This window comes from Candidatus Spechtbacterales bacterium (assembly GCA_040879145.1).
In the GTDB taxonomy this organism is placed as follows: Bacteria; Patescibacteriota; Minisyncoccia; order Spechtbacterales; family 2-12-FULL-38-22; genus JAWVZY01.
Genome location: JBBDKX010000035.1, coordinates 40,173 through 63,373, shown reverse-complemented (window position 1 = coordinate 63,373; position 23,201 = coordinate 40,173). Strand labels below are relative to the sequence as shown.

Annotated in this window: 21 protein-coding genes and 1 other RNA gene; 21 read left to right on the top strand and 1 reads right to left on the bottom strand. The window is 42.0% G+C overall.

What is annotated here, in order from left to right; all coding sequences use genetic code 11:
• Positions 1-215 precede the first annotated feature (215 nt).
• From WDZ40_03890 to WDZ40_03865, 6 genes are all read left to right on the top strand, one after another.
• Positions 216-755: a non-canonical purine NTP pyrophosphatase gene (locus WDZ40_03890; GenBank protein ID MEX0877967.1), complete on the top strand. Its 540-nt coding sequence runs from the start codon at positions 216-218 to the stop codon at positions 753-755.
• 42 nt (positions 756-797) lie between these two features.
• Positions 798-1,448, top strand: a complete 651-nt coding sequence (locus WDZ40_03885; protein ID MEX0877966.1) for a hypothetical protein — start codon at positions 798-800, stop codon at positions 1,446-1,448.
• Positions 1,438-1,899: an adenylyltransferase/cytidyltransferase family protein gene (locus WDZ40_03880; protein ID MEX0877965.1), complete on the top strand. Its 462-nt coding sequence runs from the start codon at positions 1,438-1,440 to the stop codon at positions 1,897-1,899. Before WDZ40_03885 ends, WDZ40_03880 begins: the two co-directional genes overlap by 11 nt.
• Positions 1,900-2,142: 243 nt before the next feature.
• Complete coding sequence (locus WDZ40_03875; protein MEX0877964.1) at positions 2,143-2,850, top strand: ribonuclease H-like domain-containing protein; 708 nt, start codon at positions 2,143-2,145, stop codon at positions 2,848-2,850.
• Positions 2,851-3,020: 170 nt separating this feature from the next.
• Complete coding sequence (gene nth, locus WDZ40_03870) at positions 3,021-3,656, top strand: endonuclease III (GenBank protein MEX0877963.1); 636 nt, start codon at positions 3,021-3,023, stop codon at positions 3,654-3,656.
• A 97-nt stretch (positions 3,657-3,753) separates the two neighbouring features.
• Positions 3,754-4,419 (top strand): site-2 protease family protein, encoded by a 666-nt coding sequence (locus WDZ40_03865; protein ID MEX0877962.1) that lies wholly within the window; start codon positions 3,754-3,756, stop codon positions 4,417-4,419.
• A gap of 134 nt (positions 4,420-4,553) precedes the next feature.
• Here WDZ40_03865 and WDZ40_03860 read toward each other — a convergent pair whose 3' ends face one another.
• Entirely contained in the window at positions 4,554-7,544 is a 2,991-nt protein-coding gene (locus tag WDZ40_03860) for an ATP-dependent DNA helicase (protein MEX0877961.1), read from the bottom strand.
• 470 nt (positions 7,545-8,014) lie between these two features.
• Here WDZ40_03860 and WDZ40_03855 point away from each other — a divergent pair, with 470 nt between their 5' ends.
• From WDZ40_03855 to WDZ40_03785, 15 genes are all read left to right on the top strand, one after another.
• A complete protein-coding gene (locus tag WDZ40_03855; GenBank protein ID MEX0877960.1) occupies positions 8,015-8,317 on the top strand; it encodes a hypothetical protein in 303 nt (100 codons plus the stop codon).
• A 292-nt stretch (positions 8,318-8,609) separates the two neighbouring features.
• Positions 8,610-8,967, top strand: a transfer-messenger RNA (tmRNA) gene (ssrA, locus tag WDZ40_03850).
• Positions 8,968-9,438: 471 nt separating this feature from the next.
• Positions 9,439-10,911 carry a protein translocase subunit SecD gene (gene secD, locus WDZ40_03845; GenBank protein MEX0877959.1) on the top strand — a complete coding sequence of 491 codons (1,473 nt, stop codon included), beginning with the start codon at positions 9,439-9,441 and terminating at the stop codon, positions 10,909-10,911.
• Between the two features lie 9 nt (positions 10,912-10,920).
• Entirely contained in the window at positions 10,921-11,829 is a 909-nt protein-coding gene (secF, locus tag WDZ40_03840) for a protein translocase subunit SecF (protein MEX0877958.1), read from the top strand.
• 85 nt (positions 11,830-11,914) lie between these two features.
• Positions 11,915-13,009 carry an HTH domain-containing protein gene (locus WDZ40_03835; GenBank protein MEX0877957.1) on the top strand — a complete coding sequence of 365 codons (1,095 nt, stop codon included), beginning with the start codon at positions 11,915-11,917 and terminating at the stop codon, positions 13,007-13,009.
• Between the two features lie 115 nt (positions 13,010-13,124).
• Positions 13,125-14,357 (top strand): hypothetical protein, encoded by a 1,233-nt coding sequence (locus WDZ40_03830; GenBank protein ID MEX0877956.1) that lies wholly within the window; start codon positions 13,125-13,127, stop codon positions 14,355-14,357.
• A 171-nt stretch (positions 14,358-14,528) separates the two neighbouring features.
• Complete coding sequence (locus WDZ40_03825; GenBank protein ID MEX0877955.1) at positions 14,529-16,220, top strand: type IV secretion system DNA-binding domain-containing protein; 1,692 nt, start codon at positions 14,529-14,531, stop codon at positions 16,218-16,220.
• Positions 16,221-16,223: 3 nt separating this feature from the next.
• Complete coding sequence (locus tag WDZ40_03820) at positions 16,224-16,895, top strand: alpha/beta fold hydrolase (GenBank protein ID MEX0877954.1); 672 nt, start codon at positions 16,224-16,226, stop codon at positions 16,893-16,895.
• A gap of 128 nt (positions 16,896-17,023) precedes the next feature.
• Entirely contained in the window at positions 17,024-18,115 is a 1,092-nt protein-coding gene (gene mnmA, locus WDZ40_03815) for a tRNA 2-thiouridine(34) synthase MnmA (GenBank protein MEX0877953.1), read from the top strand.
• A gap of 346 nt (positions 18,116-18,461) precedes the next feature.
• On the top strand, positions 18,462-19,175 hold the full coding sequence (locus WDZ40_03810; protein ID MEX0877952.1) for a hypothetical protein: 714 nt from the start codon (positions 18,462-18,464) through the stop codon (positions 19,173-19,175).
• A gap of 170 nt (positions 19,176-19,345) precedes the next feature.
• The gene (locus WDZ40_03805) at positions 19,346-19,963 is read left to right on the top strand and encodes a GDSL-type esterase/lipase family protein (GenBank protein ID MEX0877951.1); all 618 of its coding nucleotides are present in this window, start codon (positions 19,346-19,348) and stop codon (positions 19,961-19,963) included.
• A gap of 78 nt (positions 19,964-20,041) precedes the next feature.
• The gene (locus tag WDZ40_03800) at positions 20,042-20,317 is read left to right on the top strand and encodes a hypothetical protein (GenBank protein ID MEX0877950.1); all 276 of its coding nucleotides are present in this window, start codon (positions 20,042-20,044) and stop codon (positions 20,315-20,317) included.
• 84 nt (positions 20,318-20,401) lie between these two features.
• Positions 20,402-20,704 (top strand): hypothetical protein, encoded by a 303-nt coding sequence (locus tag WDZ40_03795; GenBank protein MEX0877949.1) that lies wholly within the window; start codon positions 20,402-20,404, stop codon positions 20,702-20,704.
• Positions 20,705-20,742: 38 nt separating this feature from the next.
• Positions 20,743-22,611 (top strand): alanine--tRNA ligase, encoded by a 1,869-nt coding sequence (locus WDZ40_03790; protein ID MEX0877948.1) that lies wholly within the window; start codon positions 20,743-20,745, stop codon positions 22,609-22,611.
• Between the two features lie 178 nt (positions 22,612-22,789).
• Entirely contained in the window at positions 22,790-23,092 is a 303-nt protein-coding gene (locus WDZ40_03785) for a hypothetical protein (protein ID MEX0877947.1), read from the top strand.
• Positions 23,093-23,201: the final 109 nt, after the last annotated feature.

Here is a 23,201-nt window from a genome sequence, read left to right as displayed (position 1 = left end):
GTTAAGACTCCTCCCTTGCCACCTTTTTTGCATAGCGCGCATGTTCCGAATGTGGACATTATGACACTCCTTGTCTAAAGAACGATAGGTAGTATTATTATATAATCGAAAGTAAAATATGTCAATGAGTGAAAATCATTTTATAAAGGGTTAAAATAAGAAATATAAAATAAACTCTGTATTAAAGTTTGATATAATGTTGTGTAAATAAAACTATGCTTTATTTTATAACAAGCAATAAGAATAAGTTTGAAGAGGCGAAGGCGATTTTGGACGTTGATATGCAACAGCTGGATATAGACCTGCCAGAACTTCAGGACATAGACGCGCACAATGTTATAAAGGCAAAACTTAACGAGGCAATGCGCCACCACGAAGGGGAATTTATAGTGGATGATGTGTCCTTGGTGTTTGACGCTTTGGGAGGGGAGCTTCCCGGACCTTTTATAAAATGGTTTTTACAGTCTCTGGGTGCTGAGGGTATATATGACTTTGTAAATAAACTGGATAACACAAAAGCGACAGCTAAATTGATAGTAGGATACGCGAACGGCGAAGATAATATCCATTTTTTTGAAGGAGACGTAGAGGGCAACATTGTAAAACCCGCAGGAGAAAGGTTTGGGTGGGATCCTATTTTTCAGCCAAAAGGTTATAATAAAACATATGCCGAGATGCCGTATGAGGAAAAAAATAAAATGAGCCACAGGTATTTGGCGCTAACGAAGTTAAAAGAATTTTTGCAAACTAAATAAAACAGATCGGAACCCCCTCTTTATATATATCTGTATATTTCTATGAAAACTTTTGAATCTCCATCCGAAAAGTTAAAAGATATAGAGCTTAAAAACGAAGCCGGTGTTTTTAGAATGAAAGAAAATGAAGAAGGCGAAGTTATTGTTGAACTGGAAAATGCGGAGGGTAAAAAATTTGTTTTAAACGAACTTTTACCTGAAGGTTGGAAGATTGTTGAAAACAATGATTTCGGAACATTTGCATGGGCTTCCGGAAAGGAGGTGTGGATAGATACGGAAGAGGCAAGAAGCGAGGGTTGGAAATACGCACTGAGTGTTTTGCATGAAATAGGACACGTTCTGGCGTTTAATACTCAAAAAGAACACTTAGCGCATATAGTAGGAAAAGAGCGTTTGTTACTTTCGAGAGACACATCTGATGCGGAGTTGTTTGAAAAACTTCAAAGCAAAGACGAGCGTGATGCCTGGGCTTACGCGTTGAAACAAATTAGAAAAGTAACAGAAGAGCTAAATATTGATATAGAAGAAGCATTTGGCGGGCAGGGCGATATAAGGGAATATGTGCACGAGTTTTTACTGAATTATAAAGAGGGTGGTAAAGAATATATTGAAAAGATGAATTTAACAGAAGAGGAACGGGAAGAACTTCTCGCGCAAGTTGATAAGTTATATACACATAAAGATGGTGAATAAAAAAGATAAAAAGACCATAGTTGCCGTAAGTGGGGGGTTTGACCCGCTACACAAGGGACATGTTCAGCTGTTTAAGGAGGCAAAAAAGCTTGGAGATGAGCTTGTTGTAATATTGAATAATGATAATTGGCTTGAAGAAAAAAAGGGATATGGCTTTATGCCTGAAGAGGAGCGTGCCTATATAATAGAAGCCCTTGAGGTGGTAGACAGGGTTTTTATTACAGAGCATCCTAAAAACCCGAAAGATATGAGTGTTGCCGACGCTTTGCGCAAAGTGAAGCCGGCTATTTTTGGAAATGGCGGAGACCGCAAAGAGCACAACACTCCTGAATCCGACGTGTGTGAAGAGATAGGATGTAAAATGGTATACAATCTTGGCGATAAAGTGCAGTCAAGTTCGTGGTTGTTGGAAGACTTTTTCCACAAAAGAAAGGGTAAAGAAGAAAAATAAACGTTTCAACATGAGGCACGGCGCCTGCCTGCCGAAGCATTGGCGTAGGTAGGTTGAAACATTTAAAAAGGCTCATTTGAGCCTTTTTTGGGTTAGTACCGGCAATTGATTTGGAATGTACCTGTTTTAGTGATAACATATAAATAGGCTTGCATAGCATCGCAGGTAATAGGTATTACACTGGTGCAGTACCTAATAGCTGATACCTAAAACCTGTTTTAGGAGGCGAAACCGAATAAAACCATGAACTACTTAGTGCTTGATATAGAAACAGTGGGTAAACCCTATGATGAATTTGATGAAAAATCAAAGGAAATTTTTAATGAGTGGGCTGAGAGGGAATCGCGTACAGAGGAGGATCTTGAAAAATCTCTTGAGAGTGTAAAAGAGGGCTTTCCATTTTCTCCTTTTTTGGGCGAGATAGTATCTGTTGCTATTTTAGACGGAGATGATAACGGCGCGGTTTATTTTCAGGCACCGGATGAGGACATGGAGGACTGGGAGGACGAGGGCGTAAAATACCGCGTGGGGACGGAGGCGGAGATTTTAGAACGCTTTTGGGATGTTGCCAGTCATTATGATTGCTTTATTACTTTTAACGGCAGGGGATTTGATATTCCTTATCTTATGATACGCTCTGCTGTGCACGGTATTAAGCCCACGCAAAATTTACTGAGCAACAGGTATTTGCCACTCCAGAGGGGAGCGAAACATATAGATTTACAGGACCAGCTTACTTTTTATGGCGCTATGTTCAGAAAACCTAAGCTCCATTTTGCCGCACAGGCGTTCGGGATTGAAAGCCCAAAAAGGGAAGGCGAAATAGAGGGAAAGGATGTTCCTAAAGCCTTTCATGATAAAAGATACAAGGAGATTGCGCAATATAATTATTACGATGTAATAGCTACTCGCGAGCTTTATCGCAAGTGGGATGAATATCTTAACATGTAGTTTTATTTTGTTAAATTAGCGGACGCTTCGCCATGCAAGCTTAGAACTTATGTTTCACGCTCGTTCAAGTATGCAGTATATAGTATAGAGTATTCAGCAAATCTAATTACAAAGCACCCCCTGTATACTGAATACTTTATACTTTTCGTGAGCGTTAGCGAACAAAATCTATGCCTAAAGAAATTTTTCAAGAAAAACAAAAACGCGCTTTGAGAATTCTAAAGCATCTTATGAAAGCATATCCAAATGCCGGTATTCAGTTGAACTTTGCAACACCCATGCAGCTTTTAGCCGCTGTTATTATGTCCGCGCAAGCAACGGATAATCATGTAAACAACGTAACTGATAAATTGTTTAAAAAATATAAGGATGTAGATGATTTTGCTGATGCCAATATAAGAACTTTTCAGAGTGAGATAAAATCAATTAATTTTTATAAAACAAAAGGCAAGAATGTGGTTAATTCCGCGAGAATTATACGCGATGATTACAAGGGCAGGATACCCAATGATATAAATGAACTGGTAAAATTGCCGGGTGTCGCGCGCAAAACAGGAAATATCGTACAGTACCGATTATATGGCAAAGCGGAGGGAATACCTGTAGATACGCATGTTAAGCGCGTAGCCAGAAAACTCAAACTTACAAACCATATAGCGCCCAACAAAATAGAGCAGGATTTAATGAAGCTTTACCACCAACTTAACTGGGGGATGATTGCCTACTATTTTCAGGAATACGGCAGAAATGCCTCTCCTGCCCGCGGAAAGCCAAAGGATAATGACCCACTGGAAGGACTTTACTAAAAATACTCTGCCATGGCAGAGTATTTTTAGTTTGAATTGCAATTTTTTTGTGGTACGCTATGCAGTAGATTTTTAAAAACAGAAAGGCAGGTACTAAATGCGCTTTAGACTTTTTGGCACTGATATAGTTGCCGGATTTGACGCGTTGTTTCTTATGGGTATTTTCGCTTGGTGGGGGATGGGTGTAATTACAAGCATGGTAGGTGTCGGTGTTTTCGCCCTCCTTGCTTTTTTGAGCCTTTTGACGCATGAGTTTATGCACGTATTTACAGGTAGGATGTTTAAAATTCCATGCAGGCAGATACGCGTTATGTTTCTTGGCATGGGGGCACACCTTGAACACATGGGTAAAAAGCCTTTTCAGGCATTTTTAATCGGATTTTCCGGCCCGCTTGCAAGTTTTGCTTTGGTCGGACTTATTTTGCTTTCAGACCATTTTTTTGATATTCCCGGGATTGCAATCCCTGTTTTACAACTCCTTCTTTATTTTAACTTTATTGTAGGAGTATTTAACATCTTACCTTTGTTTCCTTTGGACGGAGGAAGAGTGTTTCATTCTATAGCCTGGGCGGTTACAAAAGATAGGCACAAGGGGCTTGTTGCCGCGGTGTCTGTAAGCCACGCGTTTATTGTGTTTGGATTGGGTTATCTGGTTTTTGCCGGAGTAAATATGTTTAGCCTTATCTGGTTTTCTATTATAGCTTTTTTTCTTTGGCAGGCAGGTACTGCTGAGCTGATAAATTCACACAAAGAGGACCAATAGGACCAATAGGACTTATAGGACTTATTGGTTTTAGTACATAAAAAAGCGGGTCACCCTGCCTGCCGCGCTTCACTCGGCGCAGGCAGGTGCAGTGACCCGTTTTTATTTTTGCCTAAAAAGCTAAAGCCTAATTCCTAAGAAGCTAACTTGCAATATTTGCACTCGTTACAACCCTCTTCATTCAGAAATTCAAGTGTCTGTATTGAACCCCATGCGTTTTTGAGCGTTTCTTTAAATTCCAGGTAGGCGTCTTGCTCTACAGGCACTACTATCTGCACGTTAGGTTCCACAAAATCCAACATGAACTCTTTAGGTGAGTAAGTGAAGATATCGCTTGTTTCGGCGAGAAGTTTATAAAACATAAGCTGCCTGTGCATATCGGGAGCTTTTTTGTCCTGTGTTTTACCGAGTATCGCGTTTTGGGTTTTATGTTTTTCAGAGGTTTTATAATCCACAAGCCGGACATCATTCCCTGTAATAAGGGATACTTTATCTATGTTGCCCGCAATTCGCACGTCTTCCCATGCCATAGAACCGCGCCTGAACCTGTATTCAACCGCAACCGGCTGAGCTTCATTTTTTAAATTATACTCCCAGTAATCGGCAAGGTTTTCTTTCGCTCGTTCTGACATTTTTTTATTTTCAGCCTCACTTAATGTGGAGTTTTCGTCTATGTACCGGTTTATAAGTTTTTGTATATTTTCAAAGCTTCTTTTGTTTTGAGGAGTCTGAAAGTGTCGTTGCAGCGCCCAGTGCACAGCATTTCCATAGGTTAAAGAAAAACTCTGAACTGTGGGTACCTGAAGTATTTTTTCATATAAAAATCCTTTTGGGCATCGCAAGAATGAGTTGAAGCTTGTGGGGTTTAGCGCGTAGGTGGGGGCAGTTACGATATTTTTTACTATTTCGCGTTCAAGATTGCCGAAGCTCCCAGGTTCGCGCAGGCTTTTTACAAGGTAGTCTTCTACTTCTTTTTCTATTGCCTTGTAACTTATGTGTTTTTTTAGTTCTTCTATAAACAGAGATGGCTGGGTTTGGCGCGCGTCTTCTGCCATGCCGTCAATTCCGCGCGTGTATGTTTTGGCGTAGGTTATAAAAACTTTATTTTTGGCGCGGGTTAAAGCAACATAGAAAAGCCTTCTGTCGTCTTCGGCGTCTTGTTCGGGCACTGGAACACCTTCAGGAAGCTTTAGTCCTTTGGACGTTTGTTTTTTTGACCAACTTGCCTCAACAGCGTGAACTATAAATACGTTTTTGTACTCAAGCCCTTTTACCTTATGCGCTGTCATAACCTGAACCGCGTTGTTGAACGCAAAATCCGCGAGTGTGGGTTTGAGGGGTATGCCCAGCCTTCGGTGCGAGCGGAAATGCTCCATTATATCGCGCATTCTAAAGCCCGGGTTTCCCGCCTGTATTCTTTTTGCTTCGTCTGTAAGCGCGCGTATGTTGGCAAGAATGTAGGGATATTCTTCCTGTGTGAGTACCCACTCAAGAAAACCTGTTTTATCCAACACCTCTTTAAACCAGTGCGCTCCGCTTTTTGTTGTGTGTGAACCCGAAAGCTCGTGGATAATGTCGTAAGTTTTTTGCGCGGCATCGGTATTGGAGAATTTACTGTCGTCTAACAGCCGCCCAAACACGGAATAGAGAGATTTATCTGTTTTTTTGTCATATGCTTCCAGTATTTTCCATACATCTTCACGCACCATAGGGGTTGCGGGATGAAGAAGCATTTCAAGCAGGTTGTCGTTATCAAACGGATTCATACACGCTGCCGCCATGGCAAAAAGAGAAGAGACACGGGGCTCATCGAGAGCGTCTTTGTCGCTTGAGATAAATACAGGCATGCCGTGATGGCGTAATATTTCGGATATTTCAGACTGCTCTTTGTTTGTACGGGTAATAACGGAAATGTCGTGCCACTCCGCGCCTTCCTTTTTTAATTCCTGTATCTTTTCTATAAGGAATGAGTGTTCCGCCATATCGTTTTCAAATTCACTTATAGATATATCCTGAGAATCTTTATATTCGCCATGCGCTAAAAGACTCTTATCAGGTAGGCCCATTTCAGGGGTAATACGTTTTTCGTTTACCTGCACCATGTTTAGCGCCGCGTTTAAAAGAAGTTGTGGCGAGCGGAAGTTATCTTCTAAACTTATTATGTTTGCATCCGGAAATTTTTGTATAAGCTGGCGGAAGTTCTCTATTGTTGCTCCCTGAAAGCGATATATTGCCTGGTCATCGTCTCCGACAACAAATATGTTAGGGTCTTGGGAAATTAGCAGAAAGAAGAGTTTGTTTTGACCCCCTGAGGTGTCCTGATATTCATCTACTAAAATTGCTTTGTATTTTGATTGAAGGTCGTGGCGTAAATCTTCTGATTTCTCAAGGCCGTTTATGGCGCGTATTATCATATCTTCATAATCAAACTTGTGGTCTTTTTTTAATACCTCTTCGTATTTTTCATATACAAGTGCAAGCTCGCGGTTTTTGTCTATCTGCTTTTGTTCGTCTTTAAATACTTTTTTAACTTCTCCCTTTGTTGGCCCACGGCTTGAGAGTTTTTCTTCGTCGGGCATTGTGTCCAGTCTGTTTTGCCAGTCCTCAACTGATTTTTTAAATTCTTCAACACTGATGCCTTCTTTTTTTATTTGCTTTATCGCGTTTGAAATATCTTTAAAGTAAAAATATCTGTCGTAAGGGGAGTGCAGGGCTTTTAATTTATTTTCTTCGGTAAGCTCGTCAATTATATTTTCTATTATCTTTCCGCGGTCTATATCTGTTGCTTCTTTTAAGTTTCGTCCGAATTCAAATACTTCGGGATCTTCTTCAAACAGGGAAGATGCAAAACCATGAAATGTGTTTATTGTTATTTTGTAACCCTCTTCCCCCAGAAATTTAACTACCCGCTCTTTCATAGAAGACGCGCCGCTTTTTGAAAACGTAAGCGCGAGAATATTTTCAGGAGAAATATTCTGTTTTTCAACTAAATACTCTATGCGCGAGGCAAGTATGTGAGTTTTTCCTGTACCCGGACCGGCTATAACTATTGTTGCCGGCGAGTTGGACTCTACCGCCTCCTTTTGTTTTTTGGTTAGAGAGTTAGTATTTTTTGTATCACTCATATGTTCTACTATAGCATATTTGAAAATTAATGAGGAATTCATTCTATATAGTGTCGTGGGTGTTGACTTTTTTATACATAAATGCTATAATGTAGTTCGTTCTTAAGGTTTGGGGTGTTTAACATCCTTACAGGTTCCGCCGGCGCTCTTCCAGTAGTCTGCTGCTTACTGGAATTGAGCGCCGGCGGCACTCAATCTTTAATAATCGGCGGTATTTAGATGAATACAGGAACTGTGTTTATCTGAATGCTTCTGAGGAAGCAGAGTAGGAACCACATTGCCTGTCGGTGGTAGTGGTGTCCGAATTTTGACCGGCTCTGCAGCTTGAGGGTGACCCAGCACTCAGGCCGCGGCAGAATTACTTGACTGGGTTTAAATGCGGGGGAGAGGAAGTAGGATAACAAAGCGAACGCGGCAGTTATTCCGAAACCTCTTCCCTTGAACCTTTCACAACACCTTAAGGAGGTGAAATGGCCGAAAATAGACTTCAGGTGGGAACGCGCGTGTTCGTTATCCTTCCGGTTGAGGTGCTTACTCTCAATGAGAGCTTACATCGCCGGGTGGTTAGCACTCGCCGGGGCACCCTTCAGGGTGTGGTCGTCGGAGTTCCCGACGAACACCGCTGTCCGGCAGTTGCCGGTATCACCACCGTGACGGAAAAGAACGGAACAGAGATTCTGGACTTCCCGAACTACACGGTGGAGTTGGACCGGAAGCAGGGCAAGTCTACGAGACTTGTCATTGTTGACCCGGACCAACTGCAACCCGTCTGAAGCGGCCTGGCGGCGCACGGAAGAGACCGCCCTAAAAACGTGTAGTTCTTTGCCATATAGGAAGAAAGCAAAGAAAGGCAAATGGAGACCGCCTTAAGTGTCTCCACAACCCCTTTGTTTCTGAAGAATAGGACCTATAGGACGAATAGGACCTATAGGATGATTGGAAGTAAAGGGGTCGGAAGAAATAGTCCGACCGGCTATAATGAACCGGCAACTGATACTTGCCGCAGTTTTTCCGGACTGGTTTCTGTCAAAAACCGGTCCACACAAATTGTACCTTTAAACTCATGGGGGTGAATTGGTCTCGACGGTGTCGTTGAAACTAAGAACTCGTGCCGAGAAACCAGCGTGTGCTCGTAAACCGTCGCTGGAAACATATAACTGCCACAAATAGCAGAGGCCTCCTGGCTGCCGCCTGAAAGAGCAACCAGCTTCTTAGCCCACGCATTCTAAGCTAAGAAGAACCAGAGTGCTTGCCGAAGCAAAGCTTTTTCCGAAGTGCTTTGCAAGGGACACTGAACAACGGATAGGAAAGGTGAATCTGTCTCTGTATAACCCTTCCGAAATTTTACGGAGTCAACGCACGTAAACTAAAACGCTTATGAATATTACGCCGGACCCGGGTTCAATTCCCGGCACCTCCACCAGGGCCTGTGCCGTTCTGCTCTCACTGTGATGGCGGACACTGAGTCGCACTCGCCCTATAGGTCGCGCGCCCCTTCTGGGCTCTTCACCCTTTCTCCGGGGGCGCGCGGCCTAATTTTTCCGACCTCGGCACTTGTCCCGATTGCAAAGCAATCGAGGATGCCCGACAGCGAAGCTGTCGGCGTTGGAAATGCTGCACTCTTCCGCTTGAGTAACGGGAGAGTGCAGCCACCTAATGTTCTTCGCACCACTTAAATGTGGTGCTTTTTGTTTTTGAAGAATAGGACTTATAGTAAGGTTGGAAGTAAAGGGGTCGGAAGAAAGAGTCCGACCGGCTAAAATGAACCGGCTTGGGGATGAACCCCCTTGATTTTCTTTGTAAACTTAATTATCATATTCAAGGTATGTTTTTGAAGCGACTTTTTCGTAAACCAACAAAGAGAGGACAAACTTGGATATTTGTATTTCTAATTTTGATTGCCGCATTTTTTGCGGCTAATTTAGATTACCCTAAATACTGGAACCAGTTTGCGGATTGGTCAAACCCTAAACTGGAAGCTGTAGATGCAAACCGGTACGTGGGACAGTATGACAAGTGGGGAGTTTTACGCGCCATTGATAATTTTGCACGCGTTCCTAAATTCTCTGAAAGTCCTTACTCTTTAGGTCTTGATTTGCAGGGTGGCATCCACCTGGTATATGAAGCCAATCTCTCCGGCATAAGAGAAAGCGACCAGAAGGATGCTATGGAATCTTTACGCGACGCGATAGAAAGACGAGTTAACTTCCTTGGGGTTTCAGAACCTGTGGTGCAAATAGAGCAGGGTGATGATTCATCACGCCTTATAGTTGAACTTGCGGGAATAAGCGACCCGGATAAGGCCATAGAACAAATAGGACAGACTCCGTTTTTGGAGTTCAAAGAGGTAAGACCTTTTGAAGAACAAAAACAGGCGCTGTCTCAGGTTTTATCCGGATTTGTGGAAGAACAAGGAGAGATTAGCGACCAACAGATTGCAAGTATTTGTAGCGGCGCCAATACTCAGGGAATAGCGACATTTACCCAGATACTCGGAGAAGACCCGTGTTTTAGAAGTACAAGTCTCACGGGACAATTTTTAGAAAGGGCTAGTGTGACGACACATCCGCAGACCGGAGAGCTACAAATAGGGTTGCAGTTTAATGAAGAGGGTTCGGAGTTGTTTGAGGAAATAACAAAGAGAAATATCGGTTCTGTAGTTGCTATATATCTTGATGGAACACCTGTTTCTATTCCTACAGTAAACCAGGCAATAGCGGGCGGACAAGCTGTTATAACCGGAAACTTTACTGTAGATGAGGCAAGAGAGCTCGTACGAAACCTAAACGCGGGAGCGCTTCCTGTTCCGATAAGCATTATAGCCCAACAGAGAATAGGCGCCGCGCTCGGTGAAGAGTCGCTTGCGGCAAGCCTGCGTGCGGGAGCCATAGCTGTTTTGGCAGTTCTCGCGTTTATAGTTATTATGTATCGTTTTAGCGGTCTTTTAGCGGCTGTCTCTCTTTTGATGTACATAGCGTTTATCCTGGCGCTTATAAAGACAATACCTATTACACTCACACTTGCCGGAATAGCAGGTCTTATACTGTCTATTGGAATGGCCGTAGATGCCAATGTGCTTATTTTTGAGCGTTTGCGGGAAGAGTTAAGAGATGTTGAAAATGTGTCTTATGCTGTAGATAAGGCGTTTGAAAGAGCGTGGCCTTCAATAAGAGACGGAAACATATCAACCCTGCTCACTGCTGTAATACTGTTTTGGTTTTCAACAAGTTTCGTGCAGGGGTTCGCTTTAACGCTGGGGCTGGGTATTGTTGTTAGCATGTTCTCCGCGATGGTTGTAACAAAGTATCTTATGAAGTTGTTTTTAACAGGCAAACTTGAAACCATTAAATTTATCTGGTCGCGTTAACTATTAATTATGATAGAAAAGAGAAAAATATTTTATATATTATCTACTGTACTTATAACTGTGAGTATTATAGGAGTCGCGGTATTTAAGTTGCCTTTAGGTATAGATTTCAAAGGCGGCTCTTTGATGGAGGTCGGTTTTTTACCGGATGAGGATGGCAATATAACAATACTTTCGCGTGAGGATGTGACAAGCGCTTTGAGTGATATTGATTTGGGAAGCATTAGTATTCAACAGGGAGGAGACGACTCTCTTATTTTGCGTTTTCGCGATGTTGATGAGGAAACACACCAGGAGATTTTAGCTAAAATAACCGAGGCAAGTGAAGCTGAAGTAGAAGAGAAACAGTTTCAAAGCGTGGGGCCTGTGATAGGCCGTGAAACAATAAGCAAATCCGCTTGGGCCATGGGGCTTGTGCTTGCTATGATTGTTGTTTATGTCGCGTGGGCATTCCGCAGAATATCGTACCCTTTGGGTTCCGTGCGATATGGTGTCATCGCTTTAATTACGTTGTTTCACGACGTTATTATAACGGTTGGATTTTTTGCAATATTTACCCATTTTAAAGGTACAGAGGTGGGTGTTCCTTTTATTGCGGCCCTGCTTACCATAGTGGGTTACTCTGTAAACGACACTATTGTTGTGTTTGACAGGGTGAGAGAGAATATACTTCGTTTTGGCAACCAAAAAGACTTTAACGAACTTGTTTCGGCAAGTGTTAAAGAGAGTGTTGTCAGATCTTTGAACACATCTTTAACAACACTACTTGTTCTTTTTGCCGTATTCTTTTTTGGGGGAGAAACAATACATAATTTCATCTTCACATTAATTGTAGGTATTGCCATAGGAACGTACTCTTCTATCTTTATAGCAAGCCCTATTCTTGTTAGCTGGGCAGAGCGCTTGAGAAAAGCTTAAGCCGTCGCAAGACATAAAGTGTTCTTCCAGAAAGAGGAAGGAAGCATGAAGGGTGTTGACAGTATTTTAAAAGTATGATTAAATTATGAAAAGTCAAACACAAGTAAAAAGTAAACCACTAACTTATATGCCACAAGCAACTCAAGTAAAAAAGCTCAATGTAAAGCCTGTTATAGGAAAAACGCTTGGAGTGTTGTCTGATAGAAACAGCACAATACTCGCGCGAAGGCACGGCATTGGTACAGGTGGAGAGAGACAAACTCTCGAGAAGATCGGGGGTGCTTATAATATTACAAGGGAGAGGGTGCGACAGATAGAGGAGGCGTCTTATTTGAAGATAAGAAATTCTGCTGAGTATGAATTTCTTACCCCCGCTTTTGACGAGATAAATAATTATTTAAATGAACACTGCGGTGTTGTGTCAGAGGAAGTTCTTGTAGAAACTTTAGCTTCTGATGCCCATCGTCCATATCTCTCATTGCTTTTGGCTTTGAATGACTCTTTTGTAAAGATTAAAGAAAGCGATGATTTTCAGGCAAGTTGGGCTGTAAACAAAGAAAGTGCTGAAAAGGTTAAAGTACTTTTGACCGGCATTGTTGAAAGCATGGAAAAGACAGGCGAACCCATAGATGCTGAAGAGCTTATGGTTAAAGCTGAGGAGGCGAATAGAGAATTCCTGCCTGTTACTGAAGATAATCTACATATACTTTTAGGTGCTTCTAAGAAGATAGAGCTTGGTCCGTTTAATCAGTGGGGATTAGCTGAATGGCCCCAGATTACACCTCGCGGAGTAAGAGACAAGGTATTTCTTGTGTTACACAGACATGGAGATCCTCTTCATTTTAGAGAACTCGCGCACAGAATAGACGACGCTCCTTTTAGGTTTAAAAATTCTAAAAAAACTCATCCTCAAACTGTTCATAACGAACTTATAAAGGATGAAAGATTTGTATTAATAGGTCGGGGGATCTACGCACTTGCGAACTGGGGTTATATGCCTGGTACAGTAAAAGATGTTATAATGAACATATTAAAAGAAGAGGGAAAGCCGGTAGAAAGAGAAGTCTTGGTGGATCGTGTAATGGACCAGAGAAAAGTGCAAAAAAATACAATTTTGCTCAATTTACAGAACAGAACTCACTTTAAGAAAGACGAAGGCAATAAATACTACCTGGCATAACCCTTATAAGATAGGTAATAGGTGTTAGGTAATAGGTGTTAGACTCAAAAATTAAGCGATAGTCTGATACCTGAAATCTAAAACCTATAACCTGCTCGCGAAGCGAGCTACTGTTGTGCCTTCTACACTGGTAGAAATACTACAATTTGCAGGTTTAATTTTATGGAACTTATTTAAGGCCACTTGGTGGGTCATAGTTCCGTTTTACCTGTTTTCAAAAGTTCATCCTTTGTATCTGCGCAATAAAAGGTCTCAATATTCTAAAAAACTGGACTGGATAGTGCTCGAGGTATCTTTACCCCCGGATGTTCTAAAAACCCCCAAAGCTATGGAGAATGTGCTTGAGGGCTTGCACGGAGTTTGGAGTCCGCTAACCAGCCGCGAAAAGTGGACAGAGGGTGTTGTAATTGACCGGTTTAGTCTTGAGATGGTGGGAACAGCCGGAAGGTTGCATTTTTATATACGCTGCAAAAGATCGCAGCGTAATTTTGTTGAATCTAAAGTATATTCACAGTATTCTGACGCCGCGATAGAAGAAGTCCCGGATTATACCGCGGATTTGCCTGCCGATGTGCCCGGAGAGAGTTATGAGGTATGGGGTGCGGAATATACACTTAACAGAAGTTGGGTTTATCCTATAAGAACATATATTGAGTTTGAAGATTTGGATGAAGACAGGCGTATGGACCCGATATCTCAGTACGCGGAACTTGTTTCTAAAATGGAAGAAGGGGAGCATATGTGGATGCAGGTTGTCATAAGCCCTGTTCTTAGCGAAGTTGAGGGCAAGGCAAAGAGTGAGATAGATAAACTGGTAGGCAGGGACTCGGGTACAAAATATGTAGACCCGCTTACAAGTATTTTTAACGCTTTTGGTGGAGGCGGGCAGAAAAAAAAACCTGAAAAAACACAAAGTGATATGACACGAATGACACCAGGAGAGCGTATGAATATAGAAAAAATTGAGATAAAAGATTCTAAAATTAAATTTAATACCATGCTCCGCGCTGTTTATGTGGCAAGAAAAGATGTCTGGCACGGTGAACATCTCGCGGGTTTGCACGGCTACCTTAGACAGTTTAGCGGTTTAAATAGCTTTCGTCCGCATTCAGGTTCTTTTCCAAAAGGTTCTCTTATTCTTTTTAAAAAGTTTAGAAATTATATTCGCAAACGCAATATACTCGCAGCTTATAAAGGGAGGTATCTTGATTTTGCCACCAGTCCCTACGTTTTGAGTACTGAAGAAATAGCTACGATGTATCATTTCCCTGGAAGGGTAGTAAGAGCCCCGCTTATGCCGAGAGTGCCCTCAAGAACATCGGAACCACCAAGTGGATTGCCTACATAAGCTCGCAAAGCGAGCTTGGAACTCACCTTTCGCTCGTTCAAGTATACAGTATTTAGTATATAGTATTAAGCAAAGCTAATTATAAAGCACTCCTATATACTGAATACTGTATACTTTATACTTTTCGTGAGGCGGAGCCCTGCCTGCCGGCAGGCAGGCGAAACAAAAATCATGGAAGAAATAAATTATTTTGGACAATTGAATTACAGGGGGCGCAGCGACAGGTTTGGCATAAAAACTGATGACCGCCGCCGCCATATGTACATCATAGGAAAGACTGGAATGGGTAAGACGAACATGATACAGAATATGGCGATTCAGGATATTATAAACGGGAACGGCCTCGGTATTTTAGACCCGCACGGTGAATTTGCTGAGACCCTTTTGAGTTTTGTGCCACCCGAACGAATGGACGATGTTGTGTATTTCAATCCTGCTGATGCTGATGCTCCGATGGGTTTAAATCTTCTTGAAGATGTCGGATATAACCAGAGACACCTTGTGGCAAGCGGGCTTATGGGTGTGTTTAAGAAAATTTGGGTGGATGTGTGGAGCGCCAGAATGGAATATATTTTGAATAATACAATTTTAGCTCTTCTTGAATATCCCGACGCGACACTTTTGGATGTTAACCGTATGATGGCTAATAAGAATTTCAGGAATGAGGTTTTAAGCTATGTGAAAGACCCTATTGTGCGCTCCTTTTGGCTTGAAGAGTTTGCGAAATACTCAGACCGGCTTGCGTCTGAAGCTACAGCTTCCATACAAAATAAGATCGGGCAGTTTACAACAGCTCCTTTAATTCGTAATATTGTGGGCCAGAAAGTATCTACCATAGACATGAGAAAGATAATGGATGACGGGAAGATATTTATTATGAACCTTTCAAAGGGACGCATCGGAGAGGATAACAGCCGTTTACTTGGAGCTATGGCGATAACAAAGCTTTATTTGGCGGCCATGAGCAGGATAGACACTCCCGAAGCCCAAAGACGTGACTTCTTTCTTTATGTTGATGAGTTCCAGAACTTTGCCTCCGAGGCTTTTGAGGGAATACTTTCAGAAGCGAGAAAGTATCGCCTTTGCTTAATTTTGGCACACCAATATATAGCACAAATGGATGAAGAAGTGCGCGATGCCGTATTCGGTAATATAGGCACGTTTATTACATTCCGGGTAGGCGCTGAGGATGCAGAACATATAGAGAAAGAGTTTACACCCGAGTTTATGGTAGACGATCTGGTGAACTTGCCCAAGTTTAATATAGCTTTAAAGCTAATGATAGACGGAATTACACACCGCGCGTTTGCCGCTCGCACAATAGCCCCGCTTGAGCCCGGGCATGCGGAGAGATTGACAGAAGAAATAATAAAGCGTTCCCGCGATAAGTACGGAACTTCACGGCAAGAAATGGAGAAGGTTATACAAGAATGGGATGTCAGCACAAAGATGAGGCCGGTTACTGTGCCTGCTAAAAAAGCGCAGGAGCAAAAAGAAAATGAAAAGCCAATAAGCATGTCTGAGGCAATGCAGAAGTTTCCAGCGCCCAATTTAAATAAAAACCGCCCGCCTTCGCGAGGCCAAAGCTCGCTTCAGCGTGGCGACGGCCCGCCTTCGCGTAGTGCACAGACAGACTCGCCCCAACAGAAGCCGTATCGCCCGCCTTCGCGAGGACAAAGCCCTATTCAGCGTGGCGACGGCCCGCCGGCTAAAAAACCTCAAGCTGGAGATGGACAACAACAAAAAAAACCTCAAAATGAAAGTAAACCTCCTGTTGAAAAGAAAAATTCTAAAAATAAAAAAGGCCCGGATAATGAGGGTTTGAGGGATCTGTTAAAAGACATAGGGGTGATTGGGGAATAATTTATGGAAAAGGTTACGCTTACAACTAAAGATAATATAAAAATAGTAGGAGATTACTATCCGGCAGGCGATGAAACATCGCCTGCTGTTATTTTGCTTCATATGATGCCTTCAACCAAAGAGAGTTGGGATGAATTTGCGTCTTTATTGTTGGAAAAAGGATTTCAGGTTTTAGCGATAGACGAGCGCGGGCATGGTGAAAGTACACAAGGAGGGAAGTTGGATTACAGGGAATTTTCAAGCAAACAGCAACAGGAAAAAATGTTTGATGTTTTGGCTGCGCAGGATTTTTTTATAAATAAAGGTGTGGAAATTAAAAATATTGTTGTCGGTGGCGCGTCTATAGGAGCAAACTTGTCTATACAGTATATGGCGCAAAACCCGCAATCGCAGGTCGGTTTTGCTCTTTCTCCCGGGTTTGATTATCACGGCATAGAAACACTGCCTTTGATTAAGAAATTACGCGCCGGTCAGGCGATATATATGGCTGCTACAAAGGACGACCCAAACGTGCCAGATTCGTTTAGAGCGGTAGGAGAAATAGCAGATTGCGGAGGAGAGCGTGTTAAGACCCGTATTTATGAGGAGGGCGGTCATGGTACTGATATTTTTAAAAAACACCCTGAGTTTATGGACGAACTATCCGAGTGGCTAATCAGCAATATTACCAAGTAACAATAAACAGGCTCTACTGGCACCCTCTGAGGGTGATAGTAGAGCCTGTATGCGTAGCTTAAGGGTTTTATTTTTGTAAAAATGTGGTATAATAAAGCTCACTTCGTTCGCAATTTGAAATTATTTTTATGAGCAAAGTGAATAAAAACACAAAAGTAGTAGTCGCAATGTCAGGCGGTGTGGATTCAAGTGTTTCTGCCACACTGCTTAAAGAACAGGGATATGATGTCGTTGGTGTTTTTATGCGTTGCTGGAACGCCGATGATGCTTCGGCAAGCTCAGCACAAGCTTTAGCAGGGTGCACGGCGGAAGAAGATGAGTATTGGGCGCGGCGCGCGGCGCAAACCATAGGTATTCCTTTTTACAGTGTTGACTTGGTAGATGAGTATAAAGCACGGGTTGTAGACTATTTTGTCAGTGAATATGGGGCAGGGCGAACCCCAAATCCTGATGTGATGTGCAATAACGAAATTAAATTCGGTGTTTTTTATGATAAGGCGATAAATGATTTTGGAGCGGATTATATGGCAACGGGGCATTATGCGCGCATATCAAGCGACAAAGGGATGATTAAATTGCTTAGGGGTATTGATAAAAATAAAGACCAGACATATTTTTTGCACCGTGTGCCTGGAGAGCGTTTGGCGCGGGCGATGTTTCCGATAGGTGAGTTACCAAAACCAAAAGTGCGTGAATTGGCGCGAAAGTATAATCTTCCAAATTCTGAAAAAAAGGATTCTCAAGGGCTTTGCTTTATAGGAAAAGTGGATGTGAGTCAGTTTCTTGAAGAATATATTCCCCAAAAGCCCGGGGTTGTAGTTACTGTTGGTGGAGAGGAAATAGGAGAGCACAAAGGAGTGCAGTACTATACAATCGGTCAAAGAAAGGGTGTTGGTACGGGAGGGGGAGGCGTGCCTTACTATGTAGTAGATAAAGATATAAAAGAAAACAAGCTTATTGTAGGAACACGGTATGAGGATAAATTGTTTGAGAATTCTTTAGTGCTTGAAGATATGGCTTGGATTAATGCTACACCTCAAATGCCATTAAAGGTAACTGCGAGCATTCGCTACCGCCAGGAGCCTGAGGAGGCGGAATTGATGGAAAATAACGGTAAGGTTGTGCTTAAGTTTAAAGAACCCCAAAGGGCGGTTACTCCCGGACAGATGGCGGTTATATACAAGGGCGAAGAGGTATTGGGAGGCGGAATAATAAGGTAAGGAACTTTAAAATTTGACGCACTACTGTGTTGTGGCCTGCGCTCCTCAACGACGTAGTTATTATCTACGTCTTATTCCGGTGCTCGGCCACGCCTTGTATTGCATCCAAATTTTTGAAAGTTCCGCACCATACTATAAATAATCGACTCATAGCATGAGTTGATTATTTGTGAGTCATTTATGAGTCAATTCCAAATAAATGCATCATATTATGATGCATTTATTTTGTTCAATCTGACATTACACCACGGTCGTGGTGTAATGTCAGATTGTGGTTAGAAAAAATTGACGTACTATATGTTTTGTGTTAGAATTTCGGCAGTTACTTTGACAGAAAGGAAATGGAATGAATGGAATGATCAAATCAAGATTATCGCTTGTTGGCTTTATAGCGCTCTTAAACGTGGGAATTATTTGGTTGTGGCAGAATTGGCATCCGACAAGGTATGTTGGTGCTGATGATAGTTATTTTCCCGGCGATCCTCTGTTTATAGAAGATATTAGATCTAAGCTATTCGCTGCAGTTGTCGTCGTTGTGTTACTGCTTATACCGGCTGTTGCTTTACTATTTGCTACTTTTTTCGTTTTGAACGAAAAAGGGCAGGTGCCAAGGGGTTCATGGCTGTATAAGATTATCCAGAATTACACTCCGGACAAAGAAATTGTAACCGATAGCGGCTGGACAGTATTTATTAAAGATGTGCCCGAAGAAGTTCGGATTTGCCCTACTTACTGGAAATTGGTGGCGTTTTTATCTTGGTGGCTACCCGCAATACTTATTTTAGTGGTGGCTATTCCCTATCTTATATACAAAGGCGTTACAGAAGGATTATTTGTTGAAGCCGAAGGACCGTTCCTTCCTCAGACAGCTGAGTCTTGGCGTTCTCTGCTGCTTACTTTGGGCGCTGTAGCTTTTGTCGGCTTGCCTTTGTTGGCCTTTATTATCACTTTGATAGTAAAAGCATGGCCGAGGTTAAGGAAAACTCTTATCGGTCGCTTAGTTGCTGCCGTGTATGATAAAGCATGTGTGAAGCTGCAAATTGAACCGGAAACGAATTAGTTCTTTAAAACAGACCTTCGGAAGGTCTGTTTTTTATTTTCAATCTGACATTACACTACGGTCGTGGCCGGCTCTAAAGAGCCGGTTTTTAGTTTGTGTAAAATACACAGGTTGAACCTGTGTATTTTTGTGCTCTTTGGAGCCGGCTTTTGTTTTGGTAAACTATAAGTATGAATTTAAATAAAATAATAATTTATATTGCGGTTGTTTTGCTGATCGTGGGGGTTGTGTATTTTTTTACGCGTGAGAATCGGGATGTAAAGCAACCTGTTGCAGGTAAAAACATTGTGGCGTTTGGGGATAGCTTAGTTTATGGCGCCGGAGCAACCGAGGGGAATAATTGGGTAGATGTTTTAAGCCGTGATATAAGCGAGGAGATAACAAACGCGGGAGTGAACGGAGATACAACAGAAAGCGCTTTGGCGCGTTTAGATAGTGATGTTTTGGATAAAAACCCGCGAATTGTAATAATTTTACTTGGCGGTAATGATGTTTTGCGCCGCATACCAAAAGAAGAAACTCTTAATAATCTGGAGCAAATAATAACCCGCATACAGGCCGAAGGGGCGGTAGTTGTGCTTGTGGGTATTCCGGGAAAATTACTTGATCCTTATGACGACGAATACGAAGAACTTGCCAAAGAAACCAGAAGCGCTTTTGTTCCGAATATTTTAAAGAATATTTTAAAGAATCGCGACCTTATGCACGACTCTATACACCCAAATGACGCCGGAAATAAAATAATGGCGGAGAGAATAGGCAAGGTTTTGACGAAGGTTGTACAATAGAATAAAAATCGGGTTTAAATTTTTGACATTTTTTAAAATTTTGGTAGAGTATACTCAGTACTTAAGAGGAGGTTTCGTATGGCTCTAACAGATGAAGAACGCAAGCGATTGCGCAAGAATACATTGCGTTTAGCGGAGTTTTCTCAAAGAATATCATATATGCCGGACAAAAAAGGAGATGGCTCTGTGGAAGAAAAAGTATTTTTCATTGATGTGGTAGCTGATGGCACAAAAAACGGACCCGGACAGTTGAAAGAAGGCAAGAAATACAGGGTTTTAAAAAAGGAATTTATTTACGACAAAGAATCACCCCATACAAAGGTAAGAATAGAGCTTGTTGAAGAACAAGACTAATTACCACCCCAATTTTTTATAACAGCCCAATATTTAAGGGGCTGTTTTTTTATTTTGTCCCATAATGATGTATAATAAGAGCATATGATAATGCAAGGAGACATATCCCCCCGCGATATTAAGCATTTTAGAATGATGCTTGAAAAAGAGGAGGGTGAGCTTGAAGAATTAAATAAAAAGCTATTGGAAGCGAAAAAAGAAGAGGAAAAGCTTGAACAGACCATAAATGAAGCCAGTCGCGATTTGCGAAAGAGACAGGTTGAGATAAGAAGATTAGAGAACGATATACGCGTTAAGGAGGTATCTAAAAAAAGAAGAAGCAGGGAGCTTCAGGATTTGGAGCGTGAACTTCGCTACGGCGACCACCACGAGAGAAGGGGACTGTAAGTTGCGATAAACAATAATTTTGCTATAATAGGGAAGTTATGACTTCCAATGAGATACGCCAAAAATATTTAAAATTCTTTGAAGAAAGAGGGCATTCTGTCATACCCTCAGCTTCGCTTTTACCTGAGAACGATCCGACAACCCTTTTCACAGGTTCGGGCATGCAGCCCCTTTTACCCTATCTGCTTGGAGAAAAACATCCTGATGGTAACAAGCTTGTGGACTCTCAAAAAAGTTTTCGCGCAGAGGACATAGAGGAGGTAGGTGATAACCGCCATACGACTTTTTTTGAAATGCTCGGGAATTGGTCTTTGGGCGTTTACTTTAAAAAGGAACAGATTCCATGGTTTTTTGAATTTTTGACAGATGTTGTAGGGCTTGATTCAAATAATATTTACGTAACCGTTTTTGCGGGAGACGAGGCAAATAATATACCTCGTGATACAGAATCTGTTGAAATCTGGAAAAAAATATTTGAAGAAAAAGGGATAGAAGCAAAAGATGTTGAAAACGCGGGAGAGCTTGGCATGCAGGGTGGCAGAATATTTTATTACGACGCGAAAAAGAATTGGTGGAGCCGCGCGGGAATGCCCCAAAATATGCCCGCGGGAGAACCCGGAGGTCCTGATTCGGAAATTTTTTATGATTTTAGAACGGAGCACGATTCGGCTTTTGGCGAGGTTTGCCACCCCAACTGTGACTGTGGCAGGTTTTTGGAAATAGGAAACTCTGTTTTTATGGAGTACATAAAAACAGAAGGTGGTACTTTTGAAAATCTTCCCCAAAAAAATGTTGATTTTGGCGGAGGGCTTGAGAGGATAACTGCGGCCTCTAATAATAACGGCGATGTGTTTGAAATAGATGTTTTTAAAAAGATAATAAAAAACCTTGAGGAAGCATCGGGGAAGACATATTCAAATGCGGAGTTTCAGCATTCTTTCAGGGTGGTTGCCGACCATTTGCGCGCCGCCGTTTTTGTAATAGCCGACGGCGCCAGCCCAAGCAACACAGACTCGGGTTACATAACACGCCGTCTTTTGCGAAGAAGTGTACGCCATATGGACCTTTTGGGAATTACAGAAAACACTTTGCACAAGCTTGTACCTGCTGTTGTAGAAAATTATAAAGAGGCCTATCCTAAGCTTGCTGAAAAACAAAAAGAAATAGAGGATGCCATAAAAAAAGAGGAAGAAAAATTCAGGAGGACATTAACTAAAGGACTAAAAGAGTTTGAGAAACTTGCAGAGAAAAAAGAGATATCAGGAGAAGAGGCGTTTATTTTGTTTTCTACTTATGGCTTTCCATTTGACCTTACACTTGAATTGGCGGAAGAAAAGAGTGTGAATGTTGACAGAGAAGGTTTTGAAAAAGAGATGGAAAAACACAAAGCGCTTTCACGCGCGGGAGCTGAGCAAAAGTTCAAAGGGGGTCTTGCTGACCACTCTGAGATGTCTGTAAAATATCACACCGCAACTCATCTTTTGCACCAGGCGCTGCGTGATGTGCTGGGAAGCCATGTGTTCCAAACAGGAAGCAATATAACTCCTGAGCGGTTACGGTTTGATTTTTCGCACGGGGAGAAAATGACTCCTGACGAGATAAAGGAAACCGAAGACATTGTGAACCAAAAAGTAAAAGAGGCGCTTCCTGTTTATTACAGTGATATTTCGAAAGAAAAAGCAAAAGAAATGGGGGCGATAGGGCTTTTTGAAGATACATATGGCGATACTGTGCGAGTTTATGGCATAGGAGCCGACCCTGCCACAGCAGAGCGAAGCGAGATGTACTCGTTTGAATACTGTGGTGGCCCGCATGTAAAGAACACATCTGAACTCGGACATTTTAAGATAAAAAAAGAAGAGAGTATCTCTGCCGGGAAAAGACGAATTAAGGCGGTTTTAGAGTAGAGTGTACGCTCCGCCAATCTTTTCTTTTAAGTACCGCGGTCGGATTTTTCCAGCGAAAATCCGCCGCTGCCTCTCAGCGCAAAATCCCTGACGGGAACCAAGCTTTTCCGCTTCCGAGAGCTACTTAAAAGAAAAATTGGCTCCGCGTTGGTTTAAATTTATTGACCACCACATTAATTTGTGGTATTTTTGTTTTAGTTCACTGGAAGGAGAAAAGATGTCTAAAACTCGTTATATCGGATCTTTCGTGGTTATTCAAGAACACACGGATGTAGATTCTGCTGAAGACAAAATAGCACTTACAAAGAAAATACTCCATAATGTGTGCCTTGTGGAAGCTGTTTCAGAAGAAGAAGCTCTGGGTATAATTTATATGGGAATACATGCGGCATATCCAACTTCAGAGGGTTGGTCAGACCACAATGTTGTAATTGGAGTATTGGACGAACTTTTGTATAGGGCAACTCTTTTGAATGATTAAAGATGAAGGTAAAGGAGTGAGAATTTCTCTATTTGGCGTAAACTCAGGAATAATTTCCTGAGTTTTTGTTTATGTACATCTTTTCTGCTATAGCAGAAAAGATGTACAT